Raw genomic sequence first — 22,297 nt, 5'->3', positions numbered from 1 at the left:
ATGAAAAGCTTGCTGGTATTGATTTGTGGGGTTTTATGCCTGGGCGAATTGAACGCCCAGAAAGCATATAGTGCTTTACCCAAATATGCAGCAGCGCAAGTAAAAGAAGATGCATGGGTACTCAAAAAAGTGTTGGAAGCCAATCATCCCAGCTTGTATTGGTATACCCCCAAAGAACAATTAGACAGTGCGTTTGAACAACTGTGCAATAGCTTTACTGATTCTTTAAATGAAATTGAATACAGAAATAAAATTGCCCAATGGGTGGCGCTAATAAAATGTGGACATACCACTACATTGTATTCAAAACAGTTCATTAAACAATTGCCACAGTTCAGGTATCCACGATTTCCATTACAAATCAAATTTTGGGAAGACAGTGCAGTTGTGTTGAGTAATGGTTATTTTAAAGATTCTATTATTCAACGAGGAACCATTTTAAACAGTATTAACAATAAACCCATTTCGTTTTACAGAGATAGTTTATTCAAACAAATTGCTACTGATGGTTATGCTTATAATCACCAATACCAAACACTGAGCAGTAGTTTTCCGGATGGATTTAAACAAGTATTTGGAGTAGACAGTAGTTACCTTATTGGATACCAGAATCAAGTTGGAAAAGAAGACACTATTTCATTAGGCAATTTTGTTCCAGCTCCAAGGGATAGAAGTATTAATAGACCCAGACCAACACAGAGACCACCTTCATTAAGCAAAAGACAATTGCGCTTATTGGCCATTCGTTCGCTTAGTATTGATACCATTACGCATAGTGCATATATTCGGTTAACCAGTTTTAGTAAAGGAAATTTAAAAACTTTTTTTAGGCGCAGTTTTAAAATATTAAAGAAAGAAAATATTCAACACTTAATACTCGACTTAAGAGAAAACGGAGGAGGAAGAATCACCAATAGTATTGCACTTACTAAATACTTAAAACAAACTCCTTTTAAAATTGCCGACTCAGTTGCTGCCATCAGTAGAAAATTTAAATACGGCAAATACATTCAATCTAGTTGGTTGTATTGGTTGGCAATGAACTTAGGGGCAAGCAAAGCTGCCGATGGATCCATTCACTATAAAAGATTTGAACGGCATTATTATCAACCCAAAACCCGATTTGCTTTTAAGGGTAACACTTATTTAGTGCAAGGCGGATACACTTTTTCTGCAGCTACTATGGTTGTGGGCGCTTTAAAAGGACAAGAAAATATTCAAGTAATAGGAGAGGAATCAGGCGGAGGACAGTACGGTAATTCGGCCATGCATATACCCCATATTACCTTACCAAACACCAAGTTAAGAGTAAGGCTTCCTTTGTATAGAATGGTTATTAATCAAAACTTACAAAAAGGAAGAGGCATTGAACCAGACATAAAAATACCGCCATCTTCGTATGCAATCCGTGTAGGATTTGATCCAAAAATGGCGGCAATTCAAGCTTTGATTAAAAACAAAAACAATTAGTGTTTTTCTCCTGGCTTGCACTTTTCTTTTATTTCATGAAACACATCATGTGTAGCAGTAATTAAAGTAGTTAATTCTTTATCTGATTTTTTTGCTTTTACGGCAGCTTCTACTGCAGTACACTTTGCAACCAATTGTTTTAAGATGGGCTTAGCAACTTTGGCATCATAGGCTGCTGGTACTGCGCCAGATTCCCATGCTTTTGCTTTTGCAACTAAGTCTGCAATATTCGTTTTCAAAGGCTTTAAATTTCCTTCTTCTGCAGGATGAAAGGTTTTGCTCATCACTCCGTGAAAATCTTCCATTTGTTTCCAACTTGCTTCTTGTGCATTTGCGCTAAAACCAACAATTGCAGCAAAAGCCAATACCAATAATTTTTTCATGTTGTTTAATTTTTTAAGTATTCAAAGTTAATTCATTCAACAGATTGAATCAATGACAATTGTTCATTTAAACCAATCCAATCTGCTTTTTGGCCAGGCTTTAACATTCCAGTAATTCCTTGCTGTTGAATCACCTGTGCTGGATACAAGGAACACATTCTAATAGCTTCTCCCAATTCAATCTTACAAGATTGATGCAGTTTTTGCATGCCCGTTAACATGGTTAATGCAGATCCACTTAAAATGCCGTTGGATTCATATTTATCTCCATTTAACTGATGCGGATATGCGCCTGTAGCAGTATCGGTAACTGCATCGGTAATGGCAAACAACCGATTTCCCATTTGTTTTTTAGCAATTTGAATGGCTTCAAAATTCACGTGGTATCCATCTGGAACAATACTGCAATACACAGTAGGGTGATTAAAAATTGCTCCCACCATTCCGGGCTCTCGGTGATTTAATGCGCTCATAGCGTTGTACAAATGGGTAGCGGTGCTGATCCCTTCGTTAAAAGCATGCGTAGCAGTTGCATAATCTGCATTGCTATGACCTGCAGAAACTACTACACCATATGATTGTATTAAATCTACCATTTCGGAATCACAAACCTCAGGTGCAAGGGTAATCATGGTGATGATTCCTTTTCCGTACTCCAATAAATCCTTCACTTGTTGAGCAGTAGGCTGGTAAATAAATTCTGCTAAATGCGCACCCCTTTTGATGGGATTGATCCAAGGACCTTCAACATGTAAGCCAATGCAACGGTTATTGGGCAATTGTTTAAATGCCTTTACTGCATCAATGCATGCATGAATAACTTCATTACTATTGGTAGCAACTGTTGGCTGAAACCAAGCAGCACCGCCCTTTACACAGTAGTCTTTTAATAATTGCAACGCTTCTACTGTTGGATATACACTCAGCAATTGCCCGCCTGCCCCATAAATTTGTAAGTCTATTAAAGCTGGAATAAGTATTGGTAAATCATGCGTTACGGGCGCTTTAAGTGCTACAATAGGTTGAATAGATTCAATGATGCCATCGTTCACTATCAATGCATGATTGAGCAACCATTCTGTTCCAGTAAAAATTTTATTTGCTGCAATAATTTGTTTCATAAAAACTTAAGTATGATAGATATTAAATTGATCGGCGTCTTTCCAAAATGGAAAACGCTGGCGAATATCTAGTAAATGTTGAGGGTCTAAAATATGGGTACTAATGGCTTCTTCATGCGCACAGTGATAAACTACTTGGCCCAATGGATCTATCAACATAGTATCTCCACTATGATTGATTCCATTGGCGTCTTCACCTACTCTATTTACCCCAATTACATAACACTGATTTTCAATGGCCCTTGCAGTGAGCAAAGTTTTCCATGCATGGTTTCTGCGTTCTGGCCAATTGGCTACATACACCAATAAATCGTATTCGGGCGCATCTTGTATTTGCTGTCTTGCCCAAACTGGAAAACGCAAATCATAACAAATTTGTAGATTTATTTTCCATCCATTCACTGCAGCAATTAATCGCTTATTGCCCGAAGCATAAAACTGATTTTCTCCAGCAAATGCAAACAAATGTCTTTTGTTATAATGCGCCACAGTTCCATTGGGCAATACCCATAGTAATCGATTGTAAAATTGTTCTTCTTCTTCAATTATTACAGAGCCCGTGAGAATAATTTTTTGTTGTACAGCCATGGTCTTCATCCACTGAACCGTATTGCCCTCCATGGTTTCAGCCAATTGAGCCGGATTCATACTAAACCCAGTGCTAAACATTTCTGGAAGAATGACCAATTGACCTGGGGCGGTTTGTGACTGAATTTTTTGGGCAAATTGAGCCAGGTTAGCAGCTTTGTTTTCCCAAACTAAATTGCTTTGTATTAGGGTTACCGACAATGGATGCATATACCAATTTTAAACCAGCAAGTTAGTTGATTCGGTATTGCAATTGCAATCCTAAATAGCGGTGTTTATTTAATTGGATAGTGGTTTCTCTGCTTTGGTGAACCAACTCAATTTGTGCTGCCCATCTTCCTTCAGAATAAGCCAATCCAATAGTATTTTGAAATAGTAGGGTTTTAGGGTTGAGCGTAACCGCCGAATCAGTAGCCGTTTTACTTCCCCCTGAAATAGTAGCATTATATCCTTGCGCAGTAATTTTGGGATTCCAATAAATATAAAATTCCTTATTGGGCATTCCCGTTTTTTCAACGGCAGCATTCCATAATTGGCTGCTTTGGTTGCTATTAAAAAGACCATAGAGCATTTTAGTTCCAAGGGAGGCATTTATAAAAGCAGTACCTAATTGAGCAGCACCCCAACCCATCCATTTAAATTTATTGGTGGCCACTAGGGTATGCGCATAAAGTACTCCTGTATTCAATACGAGTTGGTTACTAATTTGATAGCGCCATCCTAAAAAAGGAGCATACTGCAACCAGCGATGGTAGGTATTCTGTAATCCCTCTCCGCCAGAAGCTGGACCAATAATACCAAGGGTTCCATTGATTTGGAAAACCGTTTTTTCCTTGTTAAACCAACTACGGGTATATTGAATATAGGTATAGCCTGCATAAGGGCGATCTATATCTGCTGGGGTTCTGGTGGTTCTTTTAAGTGGGGTAAATATTTGTTGACCTAATTCAAAACGATGGACTCTTTTTTGTTTTTTCTTAGATTCATCGGCATAGCCCAAGTGCAAAAAAATGCCGTTGGAATAATACGCGTCTTCTAGCTTTAATAAGTATGCATCGTTCTCTGTAGTAAATCCAACCTGCTGGGCAGTTGCTTGAAAGCTAAAAAAACAAATGCAAAAAAGGTATATAAAAAGGGGTTGATTTTTCATTTGTTGGCCCTAAATTTTTTCAAAATATTTTGAACCAAGCTAGGTTCAAAACCTCTTTGCTGTAAGAACGCGGTTGTTTTTACTGTTCGGTTAATATATTGTTCGTTTTTGAGGGTATTCCATTTAGTTGTTATCAATTTTTCGGCAACGGCAAGGTAGTCTTCTTCCGGAATTTCTTTCATTGCTTTTTTGATATTGTATTCGCTTACCCTTTTTTGTTTTAAGGCATAAGCAATTTTTACCTTACCCCATTGCTTTTGCCTGAAATGGCCACCAACAAAGGCTTTTGCATAACGTTCCTCATTTAAGTAGTCTTCTTCAATTAATCTAGAGAGCAACATTTCTACACTTGCTTTTCCCAATTTTAGACTGTACAATTTTTCTTTCACTTCTTGGTGACACCTATCTTGGTATCCACAATAGTGTTTAAGCTTCATGAATGCTTTTTCAATTGTTGAATCTGGTTCGGTTGAAAACAACTGTTAGTATTTTTAAGTAAAGTAATTATATTTGTTTCAGGACCCCAAATATCCCCTCGATAAAACGAAGTCCTGAACAAGAATGGCTGCAACTCAATACAATGTTTGTTTGATAGATGACGATAAAATCTATCAGTTTACTTCTCGCAAAATACTCGAGTCTACCGGACTTGCTAAGAATATTTTGTCCTTTTACAACGGAAGTGAAGCCATTGGGTTTTTTAGAGAAAAACTAACCCAGGGGCACCATGAGTTGCCCGATGTTATTTTTTTAGACATCAATATGCCCGTGATGAACGGCTGGCAATTTTTAGATGAATACCATAAAATAATAGAGCAGTTTAAAAAGCCTATCTATATTTATATGGTGAGTTCTTCTGTAGACGACTGCGATATTCAGCGTTCAAGGGAATACAGTGGGGTTACAGACTATATTGTAAAGCCCATCAACAAGATTAAATACCAGGAGCTGATAGACCGGCTCAACTTCTACAATGGCTAGATTTTGGGTGTAAATTGCTTGTGAAATATCATCCCTTTACAGTAAGTTTGTCCTGATTAAAATGATCATATGAAATTTATCGTTTCTTCCTCTTCGTTGTTAAAACATTTACAACAAATTAGTGGTGTAATTAATGCCAATACCGTATTGCCTATTCTTGAAGATTTTTTGTTTGAAATAGAAGATAAAAAGTTGAATGTAGTAGCTACCGACTTAGAAACAGTGATGCGTGTGCAAATGGAAGTAGAGAGCAAGGCCAATGGCCGTGTTTGTATTCCAGCAAAAATATTGATGGACTCTCTAAAGAATATTGCAGACCAACCACTCACTTTTACCATCGATAAAAGCTTTGCTGTAGAAATCACCAGCGACAACGGTAAGTACAAAGTGATGGGAGAGAATCCAGATAACTTTCCAAAAGAACCATCAGCAGACGATACTACCAGCTTTAATATGCACAGCAGTGCCTTATTAACTGCCATCAACAAAACCTTGTTTGCAGTAAGTGGAGACGATTTAAGACCAGCTATGACAGGGGTATTTTTTGAGTTGAGCAAAGACGGGGTACAATTTGTAGCCACCGATGCACATCGTTTGGTTCGTTACAAGCGCACCGATACCCATGCTACCAAAACTGATTCATTCATTGTGCCTAAGAAGCCATTGAATTTATTAAAGAATGCATTACCTGATAACGAAGACGATTTAACGATTAGCTATAACAGCAACCATTTGTTTGTAAAGCATGGTTCAACACATATGATTTGTCGTTTAATTGATGCCAGGTTCCCAGACTACAAAGTGGTAATACCTGCAGACAATCCTTATAAATTGATTGTAAATAAATCTGCTTTCCAAAATGCATTACGTAGAGTAAATGTATTCTCTAACAAAAGCACCAACCAAGTTGCTTTAAATATTACTGGCTCAGAATTGCAAATGGCTGCACAAGACGTAGACTTCAGTTTTGAAGGTAATGAGCGCATGAGCTGTCAATACGATGGAGAAGATTTACAAATTGCTTTCAACGCACGCTTCTTAATTGAAATGCTGAACGCAGCAGATACCGACGATGTAAAAATGGAATTGTCTACTCCTACCAAAGCTGGTTTAATTAAACCAACCGAGCAGGCAGAAGGCGAAGACTTATTGATGTTGGTAATGCCGTTGATGTTGAATAATTAAAAGCTTAATTGCATGATAGATTCCATCATCGACTATTTCAATACTATTCCTAGTTTACACAGAGCGCTGATTTTAGCGGGTGGAATTTTATTTTTCTGGATAGTGGAAGGCATAGTACCCTTGGCCAATTTTAAGTACAATAAATACCGTCATGCGGGCATCAACCTGTTTTTCACAGCAACTACCATTATCATCAATTTTGCTTTTGCATTAGTTATTGTAAAAGCCAGTGAATGGGCCATCGTTAACCAATTTGGTTTATTGCAATTGACCACTATGCCTGCTTGGCTAATGTTGATTGGGGGTTTGTTATTGCTGGATTTAGTGGGTGCTTATTTTATTCATTTTATTGAACACAAAATAAAATGGATGTGGAAGTTTCATATGGTGCACCATGCAGACACGCATGTAGATACCACTACCGCTAACAGACACCATCCAGGTGAAAGTGTTTTTAGGGCGGTGTTCACCACCGTTGGGGTGATTATTTGTGGCGCTCCTATGTGGCTGGTCATGTTGTACCAGAGTTTGAGTGCAGTATTGTCTCAGTTTAATCATGCCAATATGCGTTTGCCGCTTTGGTTAGACAATGCCATTAGTTGGGTGATCATATCCCCCAATATGCACAAAGTTCACCACCATTATCAACAGCCACAAACAGACAGCAACTACGGTAATATCTTTTCGATTTGGGACCGCATATTTGGTACTTATAATTACACTCCAGTAGAATCTCTGCGCTACGGATTGGATGTGCTGGACGACAGCACAGATGAGGCCCTCAATTATCAGTTGAAGATTCCCTTCGACAATAGCATTAAAACACATTACTAGGAAGTTTAGCATCATTTTTTTCTACTTCAGCCCGAGGTAGTGCATCTTTGTACAAAGTTTTATTTATGAAGATTGTTGCAATGATTCCTGCGCGTTATGCAGCTACTCGTTTTCCTGCTAAATTGATGCAGCAGCTCGGTAACAAATCGGTGATTCGTCATACCTATGATAATACGCTAGCCACCCGTTTATTCAGCGATGTAATTGTAGTAACCGATAGCGATATTATTTTCAATGAAATCACTAGCAACGGAGGCAAAGCCATCATGAGTAAAAAAAATCATGAGAGTGGAAGCGATCGTATTGCAGAAGCTGCTGCTGATTTAGATGTAGACATCATAGTAAACGTTCAAGGAGATGAACCCTTTGTACAAAAAGACCCTTTAGAAAAATTATTGACCACTTTTAATGAACCTAGTGTACAGGTTGCTTCATTAATGCAAGAACTAAAAGACCCTGCTTTAATTGAAGATCCGAATTATGTTAAAGTAGCAGTAGACCGAAATATGAATTCATTGTTTTTTTCACGCAGCGTTATTCCTTATCCTCGAGATAAAAGCATAGCTGTTCCTTATTATGAACATATTGGGGTGTATGCTTTTCGTAAACAAGCATTACTCAATTTTACCAATTGGCCAATGACTCCATTGGAAGCCGCAGAAAAAATTGAATGCTTACGCTACCTTGAATATAGTGTGCCATTAAAAATGGTGCTCACCCAGTACATGGGAGTGGAAATTGATACGCCGGAAGATTTAATAAAAGCCAGTAAGCTGTTATAGTCTATCGTACAATGCGCGTAGCTTTTCACGAGTCATGATGCTTTCCCAGTCTTTACCCAACGCATTTTCCCATAAAGGTTTCATTCCCAGGGATACATTCATCATGGTTTCAAATTGCTCATCGGTTAATCCTTTACAAATACCCTGTGGTATTTCAATTTGATTTTTCTCTACCATCAATTTGAATTCCTTTACACCTGCTGGATAATATTCTTCCAAATGATTCATGACAATGCAATTGCCAATGCCGTGCTTGGTACCTAGTAAATAACTCAAACCATAACTCACTGCATGAGCAACTCCAACTTGTGAATAAGCAATGCTCATTCCACCAGCATAAGAAGCCATCATCAATTGATCATCGCTTTCGTTGTCCCAATGATTTTTTTCAACAAATACTTTTTGACAAAGCTGTAAAGCTTTCTCTCCATAGCTTTTGCTGAACTCATTTAAATAAGTGCCTTCTAAACTTTCGATGCAATGGATATAACAATCCATTCCGGTATAAAATCGCTGATTTGCTGGAGCGTCTTTGGTTAATTCAGGATCTAATACAATTTGGTCAAAGGGCGTAAAGTCTGAATTCATTCCCAATTTTCTAGTTGGTCCCGTTAACACAGTGGTTCTACTTACTTCGGCTCCTGTTCCACTTAAGGTAGGAATGCCAACTTTGTATACACCCGCTTCCTGAACCAAGTCCCATCCCTGGTAATCGGCCGATGATCCAGGATTGGTCATCATCAAAGAAACCGCTTTCGCTAAATCCATGGTTGATCCACCTCCTATGCCAATTACGCCACTTATGGTTCCAAATTCTTCTTTTAATGAGCGAGCCAACTCATCTACCTGACTCGTTTTTGGTTCATAAGTAACATTGGCCAACACTACTTTGTCTTTGCCTCTTAATGGAATGCGATTCAGCAATGGTTTCCCCTCAAAATAATGGTCTACTAAGAATACCATGGGGGCATCGCCCTTTCTATGTGGGGTCAATATTTCATCTAGTTGATTAAAACTGCCGCGGCCAAAAACCACATAACTAACCATCTTAAAATTCCTGAAGCTCATAGTGTTGTTTTACTTGGTAAAGTTCGTATTTATTTCCAGATAGATCTCATGGGCCAGAACCATATATTCTCGAACACAGAAATATTTCCATCACTAAAAAATTCTATGCCAGTATCGTTTTCTTCTGGGAAAATTTGTGAAGTAAATACCAGTTCTCCATCATTGGCATACACTTCAACAATACTTTTATCAAAGAAGATATGCAGTTTTACTTTATCGTTTTGTTGTTTTAAGTACGCATTCTTCTTAGCAAAATAGGGATACTGTTTGCTAAATCCTGAAGGAGTATTGGTTCTATCAATAAAAAGTTGTTCAAGTGTTGCATCGTATCCAATTACAAAATTTCTATTTCCACCAACTGCAATTTTAATTCCACTCACACTTGTAATGGCAGGCTTCAACTCAACTTCCATTTCAAAACAATTGCTTCTAAATGGAAGAACATACCCATTCTTAACTGCTATAGGTCCCTCTAATACTTGTCCGGTAGAACGTATGGCTCGTAAGGCTTTAACGGGTTCTTGCACGAGCACCCACTCTGATCCCATTTTTTTCACGGCTAATTTTCTAGGCAATGACATAGCGCCTTTCCAAGGATTAGTAGGTATTTCATTGGCATAGTTCCAGTTGTTTACCCATCCAATAGAAATGGGAATTCGATCTGGTGTATTCTTATATGTAATAGCGGCATAATAGTCGCTACCATAATCGGGCCTTACTATTTTATTTTGTGGGTTTTCATTGTAAAATTTAGCGCCATCAAATTCTCCCACAAAATATTGCATGCTCGAGTTTTGTGATACCAATAAAACCCATTTCTTTTTATCGGGTTCTCCTACAACAGGTACTTGAATTAAATCAGGACATTCCCATACACCAGATGTATCGCCAATTGGTCCAAAATCACTTTGGAATGTCCACTGCTTCAAACTAAACGATGTATAAATGGAAATCATTTTTTCGTTTGGCATGGCCACCATCATCACCCATTGTCTGGTCTTATCGTGCCAAAATACATTGGGGTCTCTAAAATCACTCATATTTAAATCGAGTACAGGATTACCTGAATACTTACTCCATGATTTTCCATGATCAATACTATAGGCCAAATGTTGGGATTGATTAACACTGTCGTGTGCCGTAAACACTGCCACCAGGGGTGGGTTCTCTCTGTTATTACTTAATGCGCTAGTGTTTTTTGCATCGTATACCACCGATCCAGAGAAAGCCATTTTACCATCTTCTTCCCTTAGTGCCAATGGCATTGGCGTCCACTTCACTAGGTCTTTGCTCACTGCATGTCCCCAACTCATATGTCCCCAAATATTTCCAAAGGGATTGTGTTGATAAAACAAATGGTATTGACCATTATGGTATACTAATCCATTGGGGTCGTTGATCCAATTTTTTTGTGAAGAAAAATGGTACTGTGGCCTAAAGCGCTCCGCATAATAAGACGTTTGCGCATTTAGTATAAAAGGAAGTATGAATAAAATAAGACCGACCGTTTTTTTCATGAATCAAAATTATGCTTACTTAAATTTAATGAATTATACTGATGCTTCTTTATTTCATCTCTGTCAAGGTTTTTTGTAACCTAAACATTTCATCTCTTAATCTGGCAGCTTCTATAAAATCTAAATCTCTTGCGGCTTTCTCCATTTCTTTCTTCACTTTCTTAATAGCTGTTTCTACTTGCGGTATGGTTTTAAATTCTACTTGTTCTTCTGCAGCAATTGGCACCAAAGATTCTTCTTGTTGTAAAGCATATGGATTAGAAGGATCATAGCCTTTAATATCTAATACAGAAGTTTGTGCAAATACTTGCTCCTTACTTTTAGTTACTGTTGTTGGGGTAATACCATGTTCTAAGTTATAAGCAATTTGCTTGGCCCTTCTTCTAGTGGTTTCATCAATGGTACGTTGCATGCTCTCGGTCATTTTATCTGCATAAAAAATAACCAATCCATTTACATTTCTTGCAGCACGACCGGCTGTTTGTGTTAAAGAGCGTTCATTGCGCAGAAAGCCTTCTTTGTCAGCATCCAAAATAGCTACCAGCGACACTTCCGGCAGGTCCAATCCCTCCCTTAATAAATTCACCCCCACCAATACATCTATCACCCCCAAACGTAAGTCGCGCAAAATTTCTACGCGTTCCAATGTATCTACATCGGAGTGTATGTATTTAGATTTGATATTGATTCGGCCCAAGTATTTGTCCATTTCTTCGGCCATTCTTTTGGTTAAAGTAGTTACTAAAACTCGATCCCCTTTTTTAACCCGGTCGTCTATTGCATCTAATAGATCATCTATTTGATTGGTACTGGGTCTTATTTCTATTGGTGGATCTAATAAGCCAGTGGGTCTTACCACTTGCTCCACTACCACTCCTCCTGTTTTCTCTAATTCATAGTCTCCGGGTGTGGCGCTAACAAAAATGGTTTGCCCAGTTAAACTTTCAAACTCATGAAAATTAAGTGGACGGTTATCCATAGCACTGGGCAGTCTAAATCCATAATCTACTAATACCAATTTTCTACTTCTGTCTCCGCCATACATACCTGCCACTTGCGGAATGGTTTGGTGGCTCTCATCTATCACACATAAAAAATCTTTGGGAAAATAATCCAATAAACAGAAGGGTCGCGTACCTGGTTTTCTTCTATCAAAAAACCTTGAATAGTTTTCAATTCCATTGCAATAGCCCAATTCGCGAATCATTTCCAAATCGTATTCTACCCGCTCTTTTAAACGAGCCGCTTCTATAAACTTACCCACCGATTTAAAGTACTCCACCTGCAACATCATTTCGTCTTGTATCTCGTGCATCACTTCTACAATCATGTCTTTGGGAGCAAGGTATAAGTTGGCGGGGAATATAGCCGCCGTATCCATTAGGCCAATCCGCTTATTGGTAGCGGTTTCTATGCTTTCTATCTCTTCTATTTCGTCTCCAAAAAATGTAACTCGGTATCCAAAATCTACATATGGCAAGTTGATGTCTACTGTATCTCCTTTAACCCTAAAAGTACCGCGGGTAAAATCGCCCTGCGAACGATTGTACAACGAGTTAACCAATGCGTGCAAGAAACCTTGTCGCGACAATACTTGTCCTTTTTGTATGCGAATAATGCCATTCTCATATTCAGTAGGGTTTCCCATACCATAAATACAACTTACGCTTGCCACCACTATGATATCTCTGCGACCACTTAATAATTGGGAAGTAGCTTGTAGTCTTAGTTTATCTAATTCTTCATTAATACTCAGGTCTTTTTCAATATAAGTACCCGTCACTGGCATATATGCTTCTGGCTGATAGTAGTCGTAATAGCTTACAAAATAGCCCACTGCATTCTCAGGAAAAAACTGCTTGAACTCTCCATACAATTGCGCCACTAAGGTTTTATTGTGGGTCAAAACCAGGGTTGGCCTTTGTACCTGCTGTATCAAATTGGCTATGGTAAATGTTTTACCACTTCCGGTTACCCCCAATAAAGTTTGGTATTGTTCGCCTTCGTTTACCCCATCAACCAGTTCTTGTATGGCTTTAGGCTGATCCCCTGCTGGCTGATAATTCGTGTGTAACTGAAAGGGCATAACTAAAATATTGAGCAAATTTAGACCCTAATTGGCCAAATCGGGCATTTTACTGCTTTTTAACATCGCTTTTGAAAAACTTAATATTAATTAATTGTTACCTTTTTGTAACTTCAAGAAAATCGGATATCGTTGAAAACCGCCGTTTGGACCATATTAATCATCAGTTGCTTAGGCCTTCCATCCTTGAAGGCCCAGGGGTTGACTGTTCAGGGAATCCCCGAAAGCCAACAAACATATATTAATTTTTATGGAGATACGGTACATACCCCTGGAATAAATCGATTACAGGTTCATTTAAATGAGCCCATTTCTTACCCTTCAATCGAGTCGTTTTATACTAGTTTAAGTCAATTACCCATTGACCAATTACTAAATAATTTATTGTTTTATAAACAAGAAAAGCAATTAGACGATTGGTTGTTTTATCAGTTAATTAGAACTGCGGCGGAATCAATCAGCCCTAAAAAAGAAAACTACCATCGCTATACTTTATACAAATGGTTTTTGTTGAATCAAACGGGCTATGCTGCAGTTACCCGTTTAAGGAACGATACTTTATTGTTGTATGTTCAGTCTAGTGAAAATGTATACGATATTCCATCTATGTTTTATAATCAAGAACAGTATATCTGTTTAAATTTCCACGATTATGGAAGCAATATCAATTTCGAGCAAGGTCGTTTTCAAGACGTTCAAATAGTTAAACGCAGTATTGCTACTAAAGAATTTTCTTATAAAATTAATCGCATGCCCGATTTTAATCCGGACAGCTATGAAGTAAAACCGATTCAGTTTGCATATGGTCAACGCAATTATGAGTTCAAAGTAAAAGTGAATAAGTCTATTAATAAATTATTCAATAATTATCCTTCTGTTGAATATTCAATGCAGTTTACTGCTCCATTAAGCAGTGCCACTTATGAATCGTTGATTCCTGCTTTAAAGCAAACAGTGGCTAAAATGAATCAGAAAAAAGGAGTAGACTATTTAATGCATTTAACTCGTTCTTCTTTTGCATTTGAGAACGATGCTACTTTGTATGGTAAGGATAAAAGATTCTCTCCTGAGCAAACTTTATTTTCGGAATACAGCGATTGCGAAGACCGAGCTGCCTTCTTTTTTTATTTGGTAAAGGAGATTTATAATTTACCAATGATTGTACTTTCTTATCCGCAACATGTAACGGTTGCTATACAATTTGATTCGCCTCAAGGAAATCCAATTGTATACAAGGGCAATCAATACTGGGTATGTGAGCCCACCCCACAATTAAAAAACCTGAAGATTGGACAAGGTATTCCTTCGCTTAAAAAAGAGGCATTTGAAGTAGTGTACGAATACCAGCCTACTCATCGCTAGTATTTATTTTCTTCTAATGGTATGTATATAAACAGGGGGCTGTAAATATTGATTGGCTTCTTTTAAATCGTGTATTTTTCTAACGATGGGCATACCTCTAACTACTGAGCCAAATGCAGCAAAGCCCAATCCGTCTTCCATATTTTCGCCTCCATAATCAAATCCAGTTTCGTCTTCTACCATTATAAAAAATTCAGGACCACCTGAGCCCGGCTCGTTCCTTGCCATTGATATCGTTCCTTCTTTGTGCAATATGCCGGTTTGTTTTGTAGACTCGTGTGGTATGCCTTGTAAGCTTTGTGCTAATTTGTTATTCGATTTCCATATACCTCCTTGAACTAAAAAAGCTTTTGGGGCATTAGATGGTTGGTTATACATATTTAGCACCCTGTAAAAATTGCATTGATTGTAATACCCTGAATCTATATAATTCAGAAATGCATTAGCAGTTAACGGCGCTTTATTGGTATATAACTCTATTTCAATTTCTCCATACCCTGTTTCAATAATCACATGGGGTAATCCTTTTTGTTCTGGCTCTTTGCAGGATGCTATAAATAGAAAGAAACATATTGTGATAAACCATTTATTCATAGAATCATTGGTTGGATATAGTTGATTGCTTTGTTAACTCTAAGAGTGTTATTTGCGACTTTTGAATAGGGCTAAAATTATTATCGGATACCAATAATATGCTTCTATTTCCATTAGGCAAAATTGGACCAAAACTAATTCCCTCAATATTATCTGTATAAATACCCAACTGATCCAAATTCATCAACAATGTTTTTTTCATTGGTTGATATTGTGCAGGCGCTTTTAATGAAGCAAAATCTGTTACGTCGGTTGCATTGGTATAGTCTGCTAAAAATATTTTAATACTACATGGTATTCTTCCTGTAGAATAGGATCTTTCTAGTACAAGAAGCTGATTATTTCCAATCCATAAAAATTCTGGAACACTATTGATTTTAAATTCATTTACCGGATTGGGTATATGTGCAACTGGAGCTAATTCATAAGCAAATTGTTTTACACACTGCTTGCTTTTACTATCAAATGTATAGAATCGAATCATTGCTCCATTGGGCTCTAAGTCGGCTCTTGGACCATCTTCTTGCAATGGTTCTTCTACATTAACCATTAATTGTTGATAATTATTAATGTAGCTCATTCCTTCTAAAACACCATTCTGTCTAGGCCCTTTTTCTTGCAAACTCATATAAAGATTGGCAGGCATTTGCAAGCTATCTTTCCAAGATCCATTTCTATTTACATAAAAAACGGTAGGATTAATTAAAATACTGTCTTTGCCCCTAATAGTTCTTTCGCCTTCACTGCTCCAGACCAATAAATTATTGATTGGATTGTATCGCATGCTTTCGGGGTCCGGCGTTTTGAACGGGTTTTCTTTAGAACTCGGATAAGTTTTGCCCATTTCATCCTTTAAGTAAGAGCGCTTGGTGAATATAACTGTATCAATTTTATTTTGATTGATGGCAATTTTTGCTTTGTAAAATCTAGCAGGATTTAATGAAGAACGATCATCGCATACCATATAATATTGATTATTCTTTTCATCATAATCAATAGAAGACAGCCCTCCAACAATGGTTTCCTCAAAAGTATAATTATGGGGAATGGTATACGAGTGCAAATACTTTAAATGAGTATTTGTAGGGGTGTAGTTTAAAGTTAATTGTTGCGTACTTGAGCAAGAAACAATCAGTGTAAAAAATAAAACGGAAATGCCTAAATTAATCTTCATAAAAACTGTTCAGGCGGCAAATGTAATAAAAATGGGCTACCATCGGTTTACCCGTGCATATTGCACCATCATGGCGGTATTTTTTAAATTTAGTTTTCTAAGAATATTTCTTCGGTGAGTATTGATTGTTAATACACTTAAATTAATAGATTCTGCTATTTCTTGACTGGTTAAGCCTTTGCTGATTAATGAAACAATCTCTTTTTCTCTTTTGCTTAACCCACCATCTTCCTCCTTTAATTGTGTTTGCAGTTCTTCGCCCCACATAAATACATGATTTCCTGCAAGCACTTGTTCAACGGCTTCAATTAGCTCATCTGATGAAAGGTTTTTGATAATATATCCTTTTACACCCAATAGTCTGCATTGGTGCATAATATCGTTGTCGTTCTCCATGCTCAGAATAATAATAGAAGCCTGTGGATATTTGTGTAAAATTTTCTCTGCTACTTGGTAACCATTACCATCAGGAAAATGATAGTCTAATAAAAAAATGTCGGGGCGCCTATCCTCGTATAATTGAAAAGCATCTTTTGCGGTAAAAGCCTCTCCTACCCAGTTAATCCATTCTTGTTCTTTTAAAACCATTTGGATGCCTTCCGCAAATATTTTATGGTCATCGGCAATGGCTAATCTTGTTCTATTGGGCATGAAGAGAGTTTTGCGATCCGGATATTTCTATTACAATACTAGTGCCTTTTAGGTTTGAATCAATCAAAATTTTTCCACCTAAGTATTCAACCCTATATCGGATATTTTTAAGCCCGATACCTTCGGATTGATTGGATATGAAACCAGTTCCATTGTCTTCTACCAACAAGGTTATGGTTTGATTGCTTGTTTCTTCCCATAATGAAATGTACACTTCAGTGGCATGTGCGTGTTTTTTAACGTTATAAATAAGTTCTGACACAATTCTATACAAACCAGCTTCTACGGCTAATGGATACCTATTATTAATTGTACAGTTTAAATGGGTGGTAAATTCATTAGACAAATTCCACCTTGCAACTGTTTTCTCTAAAATAGCCACAAGCCCTTTTTCGGGTAGATTAACCGGCATTAAATCATGTGCTATATTTCTTAAATCTTCAATTGCTTCAGACAATTGTGCATCTAACCAAGATTGGTTGAGAGCGTCTTGTTTCAACTTATTAAATGCGCCAATTCTAATACTTCCCAGAAGCCCACCTAATCCATCGTGTAATTCTCTAGCCAATCTAGATCGCTCTTCTTCTTGTGCTTGAATTAACCTATCTGCTTGCATGCTTCTTTCAATTGTTAACTCTTGCTGAGCCTGTTCTCTTTCTTTTTTATAATAGTTATAACGCTGTGTTAAACCAAATGAAAGAATTGTACTATTCGCCAATATTCCAATTGCTGATCCATATTTGTTTATAAAGAAAACCCAATTCTCTTGTACGTTGTATTGAGAGAGAATAATCAAAAAAATAAAGATTGCTAAAGCCATAAAAGCAGCTAGAAAAAACAAGGAGATTGCCTTTGCTTTTTTATAACTCGTGATAATGAAAAATAAAACAGTAAGGGTAGAAACCAACCATAAAATGTTGGCAGCACTAAGTGTAAAATACCTTATCCCTTCATTAGCTAATGCTATATCACTAATTACAAAGGTTCCAAATAATAGCAATAATAATAATTGTAAAATGCGTGTAAAGCTATTGTACAATGGCTTTTTTTCGATGGAGGCAAAGTACCTTCTTGATAATTCTAGTATAAAAATGAAAGAGCTAGTACTAAATAATGGCCTGGCTTTACTAGCCATTTCTGGATAGTTTGGCCAAAAGTATTGAAATCCTAAGCCCCAGTTTGCTATAACCCAAAGCGCAGAGGAGCTAACAAATAGAATATAAAATAAATGAATATTGTCTCTTAAAGATGCCCATAAAAAAAAATTGAGTAATACCAGAAAAATCATCCAACCAATAAAAATTCCGTATGCCATTTTTTGATTGGATAGGTATTGAGTCATTTCTTTTTCGGCTACTACCCGAATGGGTAATTCTAAAGATTCTCCTTTTTTATCCACTTCAATTAATAGGCCTTTTGCTTGAGGGGGAATTTGAAACCAAAAGTCAGGATCATTAAGTGTTCGCTTCTTAAACTTAAAATAATCTCCTGATTCATACACTAAGATTGGCTCATTCGATTTTATAGAATAAATTCTGATTTTATTAATATGCGGATTGCCTACCTGCAAATAGCTTGCTGGCTGATTGGAAATTTTTACATAAACCCACCATTTATATTGAGAATAACCAGGATTAAAAAATCCATTAACAATACTGTCTTTTTGAGCTATTAAAGAATCAAAAGCATTAGCTGGTGTGAGTTTTTGCTTATCGGCAAATACAAAAATGACCGGCTCTTGATAATTGTTTTTGGTTTGGGTTATTGTGAAAATTGAATATACCAACCCGGCAAATAGCAATAAGCTAATAAATATGGCAACAAGCTTATTGTTTTTTCTCATCATTGGAAATTTAAAATGATTCGCTTTTTAAAACCGCTTATTTCAAAAATAGGGGTGGATAAGTGTTTTCCCAATCGGTTGCTTTTTGATAATTTTTTGCAGCCAACAATATTGCTGCTTCTTGGTATAAGTTGCCTATAAAACTTATACTAGTAGGTAATCCAGACCTTTTATCAAAACCTGTAGGTGTACAAACCACCGGCTGACCTGTTAAGTTGGTTATGGCTGATTGATTTCCGCTTCCCCTTGTTGGGCAAATAAGCACATCAACACTGCTTAATGCTGCGTGGATTTTTTGTTGCAGCTGGTAACGCATGCGATTGGCATTTACATATTCCACTGCTGGTACCAATCTAGAAACCCTAAAACTATTTGGCCAATCAAAAGGCCCTTGTCTTGTTAACTCGTCGTCTATATTTAATCTGGTTAAGCCATCAAATGCAGCCGCGGATTCTGCGCTAATAATTACATCCATAATATTGGCTTTATAAACTGCGGTATCTGGAAATTCAATTGGAATTAACTGTACCCCCATTTTCTTAAACGTTTCTAATACTTTCCATTCATTTCTTGATGTGTCTTTAATAAGGTCAAAATAGTTTTTTGCATACCCGATTCGCAATTTTTTAATGTCTCCCTCTGGTTGATAGTTAAATGGAATATTTACTGCAGACCTATCTAAACCATCGGTACCGTGTATATAGTTAAATACGATTGCTGCGTCTTCTGCAGACCTGCATATTGGACCAATCTTATCTAAACTCCAGCTTAATGCCATAGCACCTGTTCTACTAATTCTTCCAAACGTTGGCCTTAACCCAGTTGCTCCACAAGTAGATGATGGAGAAATAATTGAACCCCAGGTTTCTGTTCCAATTGCAAAAGGAACCAAACCAGCAACTGTTGCAGAAGCAGAACCAGCCGATGATCCCGAAGAACCTGTTTTTAAGTTCCAGGGGTTTTTTGTTCTTCCCCCATACCAATAATCTCCCATGGCTAAAGCACCCAAGGTAAACTTTGCCACTAATATTGCTCCAGCATCTTTTAATCGATTGTACACATATGCGTCTTCATCAATTACTTGATTTTTATACGGTTCGGCGCCCCAAGTTGTTTTTGTTCCTTTTACGGCAAACAAATCTTTTAATCCATATGGAATACCATGCAGTAGTCCGCGATATTTTCCCGATGCAATTTCATCATCTGCCGCTTTTGCTTGTTCAAGGGCAATTGATTCTGTTATAGATATTACACATTGAAGGCTGTCTGCAAATTGTTTTATTCTTTCAATAAAAAACTGGGTAAGTTCTACAGAACTAATTTGTTTTGTTTTAATTAAAATAGATAATTCTGCAACGCTAAAAAAGGCAAGCTCAAATTTGTTAATTGGGCTTTTTATATTTTTATTAAACTTCCATTTAATGGCATTTTGCTTTGTTTCAATTTGCATTCCAGGAACAATAGGACTTTGCCATAGGCTCATAGGTAGGCCATTGTTTAAGCTGGTTTGATGCATATCTCTATACACTTTTAGGTTGTCTTTAATACCTGCATACATGGTATCTACCTCTTTATTATTGTATTGTAAGTCAAATAGTTTTGCTGCCGATACAATATCTTGTTTAGCAATAGTGTCTTGTGCATAGGATTGCAACCCAATTAAAAGCGCAATTAGAATGGTGTATTTTTTCATAGATAAATTTTTTAGCGCACAGCTACAAATTACCAATATAGGATAGTTTGAACAATTATTTAGTAGGGTTTTTACAAGGAACAATTGTTCTTGCAGAAAGAATGAATAACACTAAAATGATAAAAGCAGGATAACCAAATAAGCAGTAAAGCAACCCTGTAACTAGAATGAGATAAAGTGGATATGCAATAAACAAACACCCAAACATGACTGAATCATAAAATACCGTCCCTTTTGTTTTAGTAAAAACTCGCTTATGAATAAACCTAAAAAGTGGTTGGTGCAATAATATCCCAAGATCAGCTATTGATTGAAGCGTTTTACTGTTTATTATTTGCGAGGGTGCTGGTTCTATGACTAATTGTTTAAGCTGCTGCTTTATTTCCGTGTTAAAATGGTTCATGTTTTTTGCTCTATCTTGAAAGGGTAAGAGTTCTTTTGCTAAAATAGGATTGCCTAATGCTAGCTGAACCGTTTTTCCCCATTTATTAAAAGCATCATATGCAATACCTATTGGAAGGATATTTAGTGAATTTTTTCCCTGATAATCCAACGCAATTCTAGCGGCTCCTTTTTTAAATGGTTGTAATTGATTGGTCAATAAACAAATTCCTTCAATAAAAATTAATACAATTCCATTGTTTTCAAGTATTCTTTTAGAAGCTGCAAATGCATAGTTATTAAGTACCAAATTCTCTTTTCCTTCGCTAAGTCTATAAATAGGAATCATATTTAAAAGACCCAATAAAAACCGATGGTATGGTTGGTTAAATGCGTCTCCTCTGGCTAAAAAATGAATAGGTTGTTTAAAAAATGCAGCAATTATAATTGCATCAAAAAAAGAGTTGGGATGATTAGCAGTAAGAAGTAGTGGGCCTTTTAACTTGAAAGCCTGTCTATTTTGTATATATATTTTTCTACAGAAAAAAAATAAAGCAACACGAATAAGCGGCTTAAGTATTGAGTAAATCAATGCCTTTTATTTTATGGTAATCTTACAGTAACAAAAATATTTGCACCTAATCCTAAACCAGCATTTTTACCCAACAATGTGTAATAGGCTTGTATAGTTGGAGTAATCATTCGGTTAATCTTTCTACCTACACTTAAATTAAATGTAGCGGCATTAAAGTTTTTATTCAATTGCAAGTTGGGATTAAATGCCGTGTTTACACTTTGAGAAACTTGATGAGATAGAGAGGCTGTTACCGAAGTATGCTTGTTATACATTTTACCCATTGTAATTACTGCTCTATATTGATTGGGACCATCTTGGGAGTCTAAAAATCTAGAATAAACAAACTCCACAATGGCGAATCCGTTTTTGTATGGTGTAAAAGAATAGTTGGCGCCCAACATGACCGCTTTAGATGCATATCCCAAATAAGGTGTTTGAATATTTTGATAAGCTGGAATTCCAACACTACCCCTTATTGTAAAATATCGTTTATAATCAAGAGAGGGAAAGTGTACAGATAAGCCAAGATTTACATCGGTAACTCCTGATTTTGTTTCTGAATTAGCTCCATTTACCAATGTTTGTACTGCAAAAGGAATGGTTACAGACAAATCAACCCTTCTGCCAAGTCCGTGTGAAATATTTAAACTATATGAACTTGCTTGAAAATAATCACCAGGATTATTGCTTATAAGTTTTCCTTGATCATTAAAATATTTGGAAGAATAAAAATAATTAAAGGTTCCTGTTATGGCTGTTCTTTTTTTACCAATTGGATAATCTGCAAAAGCCGAATTGACACTGCAAAGTATGCAGGCCATCAGTAAAATAATATGGTTATACTTCTTTTGCATCTA

21 protein-coding genes are annotated in these 22,297 nt (G+C 36.8%); 6 read left to right on the top strand and 15 right to left on the bottom strand.

What is annotated here, in order from left to right:
- Positions 1-1,470, top strand: a complete 1,470-nt coding sequence (locus tag Q8S25_RS12770) for a S41 family peptidase (protein ID WP_305538351.1) — start codon at positions 1-3, stop codon at positions 1,468-1,470.
- On the opposite strand, the gene Q8S25_RS12765 is transcribed toward Q8S25_RS12770, so the two are convergent.
- The 5 genes from Q8S25_RS12765 to Q8S25_RS12745 are packed head-to-tail and all read right to left on the bottom strand — an operon-like array spanning position 1,467 to position 5,149.
- On the bottom strand, positions 1,467-1,853 hold the full coding sequence (locus Q8S25_RS12765) for a hypothetical protein (RefSeq protein ID WP_305538349.1): 387 nt from the start codon (positions 1,851-1,853) through the stop codon (positions 1,467-1,469). The genes Q8S25_RS12770 and Q8S25_RS12765 overlap by 4 nt on opposite strands.
- A gap of 32 nt (positions 1,854-1,885) precedes the next feature.
- A complete protein-coding gene (gene nagA / locus Q8S25_RS12760; protein WP_305538347.1) occupies positions 1,886-2,974 on the bottom strand; it encodes an N-acetylglucosamine-6-phosphate deacetylase in 1,089 nt (362 codons plus the stop codon).
- Between the two features lie 6 nt (positions 2,975-2,980).
- Positions 2,981-3,772, bottom strand: a complete 792-nt coding sequence (locus tag Q8S25_RS12755; protein ID WP_305538345.1) for an amidohydrolase — start codon at positions 3,770-3,772, stop codon at positions 2,981-2,983.
- A gap of 22 nt (positions 3,773-3,794) precedes the next feature.
- Positions 3,795-4,712, bottom strand: coding sequence for a lipid A deacylase LpxR family protein (locus Q8S25_RS12750; protein ID WP_305538343.1), 918 nt, complete (start codon positions 4,710-4,712; stop codon positions 3,795-3,797).
- The gene (locus Q8S25_RS12745) at positions 4,709-5,149 is read right to left on the bottom strand and encodes a regulatory protein RecX (protein WP_305538341.1); all 441 of its coding nucleotides are present in this window, start codon (positions 5,147-5,149) and stop codon (positions 4,709-4,711) included. The genes Q8S25_RS12750 and Q8S25_RS12745 overlap by 4 nt, the downstream gene beginning before the upstream one ends.
- A gap of 124 nt (positions 5,150-5,273) precedes the next feature.
- Here Q8S25_RS12745 and Q8S25_RS12740 point away from each other — a divergent pair, with 124 nt between their 5' ends.
- The 4 genes from Q8S25_RS12740 to kdsB all read left to right on the top strand — a co-directional run bounded on the left by Q8S25_RS12740 (position 5,274) and on the right by kdsB (position 8,494).
- Positions 5,274-5,693, top strand: coding sequence for a response regulator (locus Q8S25_RS12740; RefSeq protein ID WP_305538339.1), 420 nt, complete (start codon positions 5,274-5,276; stop codon positions 5,691-5,693).
- 69 nt (positions 5,694-5,762) lie between these two features.
- On the top strand, positions 5,763-6,878 hold the full coding sequence (gene dnaN / locus Q8S25_RS12735; protein WP_305538337.1) for a DNA polymerase III subunit beta: 1,116 nt from the start codon (positions 5,763-5,765) through the stop codon (positions 6,876-6,878).
- 12 nt (positions 6,879-6,890) lie between these two features.
- Positions 6,891-7,712: a sterol desaturase family protein gene (locus Q8S25_RS12730; RefSeq protein ID WP_305538335.1), complete on the top strand. Its 822-nt coding sequence runs from the start codon at positions 6,891-6,893 to the stop codon at positions 7,710-7,712.
- A 65-nt stretch (positions 7,713-7,777) separates the two neighbouring features.
- On the top strand, positions 7,778-8,494 hold the full coding sequence (gene kdsB, locus Q8S25_RS12725) for a 3-deoxy-manno-octulosonate cytidylyltransferase (protein ID WP_305538333.1): 717 nt from the start codon (positions 7,778-7,780) through the stop codon (positions 8,492-8,494).
- Here kdsB and Q8S25_RS12720 read toward each other — a convergent pair.
- The 3 genes from Q8S25_RS12720 to uvrB are packed head-to-tail and all read right to left on the bottom strand — an operon-like array spanning position 8,489 to position 13,165.
- Complete coding sequence (locus Q8S25_RS12720) at positions 8,489-9,562, bottom strand: iron-containing alcohol dehydrogenase family protein (RefSeq protein ID WP_305538330.1); 1,074 nt, start codon at positions 9,560-9,562, stop codon at positions 8,489-8,491. The genes kdsB and Q8S25_RS12720 overlap by 6 nt on opposite strands.
- A gap of 29 nt (positions 9,563-9,591) precedes the next feature.
- Positions 9,592-11,079 carry a glycoside hydrolase family 32 protein gene (locus Q8S25_RS12715; RefSeq protein WP_305538328.1) on the bottom strand — a complete coding sequence of 496 codons (1,488 nt, stop codon included), beginning with the start codon at positions 11,077-11,079 and terminating at the stop codon, positions 9,592-9,594.
- Between the two features lie 49 nt (positions 11,080-11,128).
- The gene (gene uvrB, locus Q8S25_RS12710) at positions 11,129-13,165 is read right to left on the bottom strand and encodes an excinuclease ABC subunit UvrB (protein ID WP_305538326.1); all 2,037 of its coding nucleotides are present in this window, start codon (positions 13,163-13,165) and stop codon (positions 11,129-11,131) included.
- 132 nt (positions 13,166-13,297) lie between these two features.
- Between uvrB and Q8S25_RS12705 the strand changes: the two genes are divergently transcribed.
- Positions 13,298-14,527: a hypothetical protein gene (locus tag Q8S25_RS12705; protein WP_305538324.1), complete on the top strand. Its 1,230-nt coding sequence runs from the start codon at positions 13,298-13,300 to the stop codon at positions 14,525-14,527.
- A 3-nt stretch (positions 14,528-14,530) separates the two neighbouring features.
- On the opposite strand, the gene Q8S25_RS12700 is transcribed toward Q8S25_RS12705, so the two are convergent.
- The 7 genes from Q8S25_RS12700 to Q8S25_RS12670 are packed head-to-tail and all read right to left on the bottom strand — an operon-like array spanning position 14,531 to position 22,294.
- Positions 14,531-15,121, bottom strand: coding sequence for a peptidylprolyl isomerase (locus Q8S25_RS12700; RefSeq protein ID WP_305538322.1), 591 nt, complete (start codon positions 15,119-15,121; stop codon positions 14,531-14,533).
- Between the two features lie 4 nt (positions 15,122-15,125).
- Positions 15,126-16,295 (bottom strand): esterase-like activity of phytase family protein, encoded by a 1,170-nt coding sequence (locus tag Q8S25_RS12695; protein WP_305538321.1) that lies wholly within the window; start codon positions 16,293-16,295, stop codon positions 15,126-15,128.
- Between the two features lie 36 nt (positions 16,296-16,331).
- Positions 16,332-16,946: a response regulator transcription factor gene (locus tag Q8S25_RS12690; RefSeq protein WP_305538319.1), complete on the bottom strand. Its 615-nt coding sequence runs from the start codon at positions 16,944-16,946 to the stop codon at positions 16,332-16,334.
- Complete coding sequence (locus tag Q8S25_RS12685) at positions 16,936-18,789, bottom strand: 7TM diverse intracellular signaling domain-containing protein (protein ID WP_305538317.1); 1,854 nt, start codon at positions 18,787-18,789, stop codon at positions 16,936-16,938. Before Q8S25_RS12685 ends, Q8S25_RS12690 begins: the two co-directional genes overlap by 11 nt.
- A gap of 37 nt (positions 18,790-18,826) precedes the next feature.
- Positions 18,827-20,482: an amidase gene (locus tag Q8S25_RS12680; protein WP_305538315.1), complete on the bottom strand. Its 1,656-nt coding sequence runs from the start codon at positions 20,480-20,482 to the stop codon at positions 18,827-18,829.
- A 55-nt stretch (positions 20,483-20,537) separates the two neighbouring features.
- A complete protein-coding gene (locus tag Q8S25_RS12675; RefSeq protein WP_305538313.1) occupies positions 20,538-21,455 on the bottom strand; it encodes a 1-acyl-sn-glycerol-3-phosphate acyltransferase in 918 nt (305 codons plus the stop codon).
- Positions 21,456-21,466: 11 nt separating this feature from the next.
- Positions 21,467-22,294 carry a hypothetical protein gene (locus Q8S25_RS12670; RefSeq protein WP_305538311.1) on the bottom strand — a complete coding sequence of 276 codons (828 nt, stop codon included), beginning with the start codon at positions 22,292-22,294 and terminating at the stop codon, positions 21,467-21,469.
- Positions 22,295-22,297 lie beyond the last annotated feature (3 nt).

Origin of the sequence: Sediminibacterium sp. (genome assembly GCF_030695065.1) — a bacterium.
In the GTDB taxonomy this organism is placed as follows: domain Bacteria; phylum Bacteroidota; class Bacteroidia; order Chitinophagales; family Chitinophagaceae; genus Sediminibacterium.
Note: the sequence above shows the minus strand (reverse complement) of the source record. Positions and strands in the feature narration are given on the sequence as shown.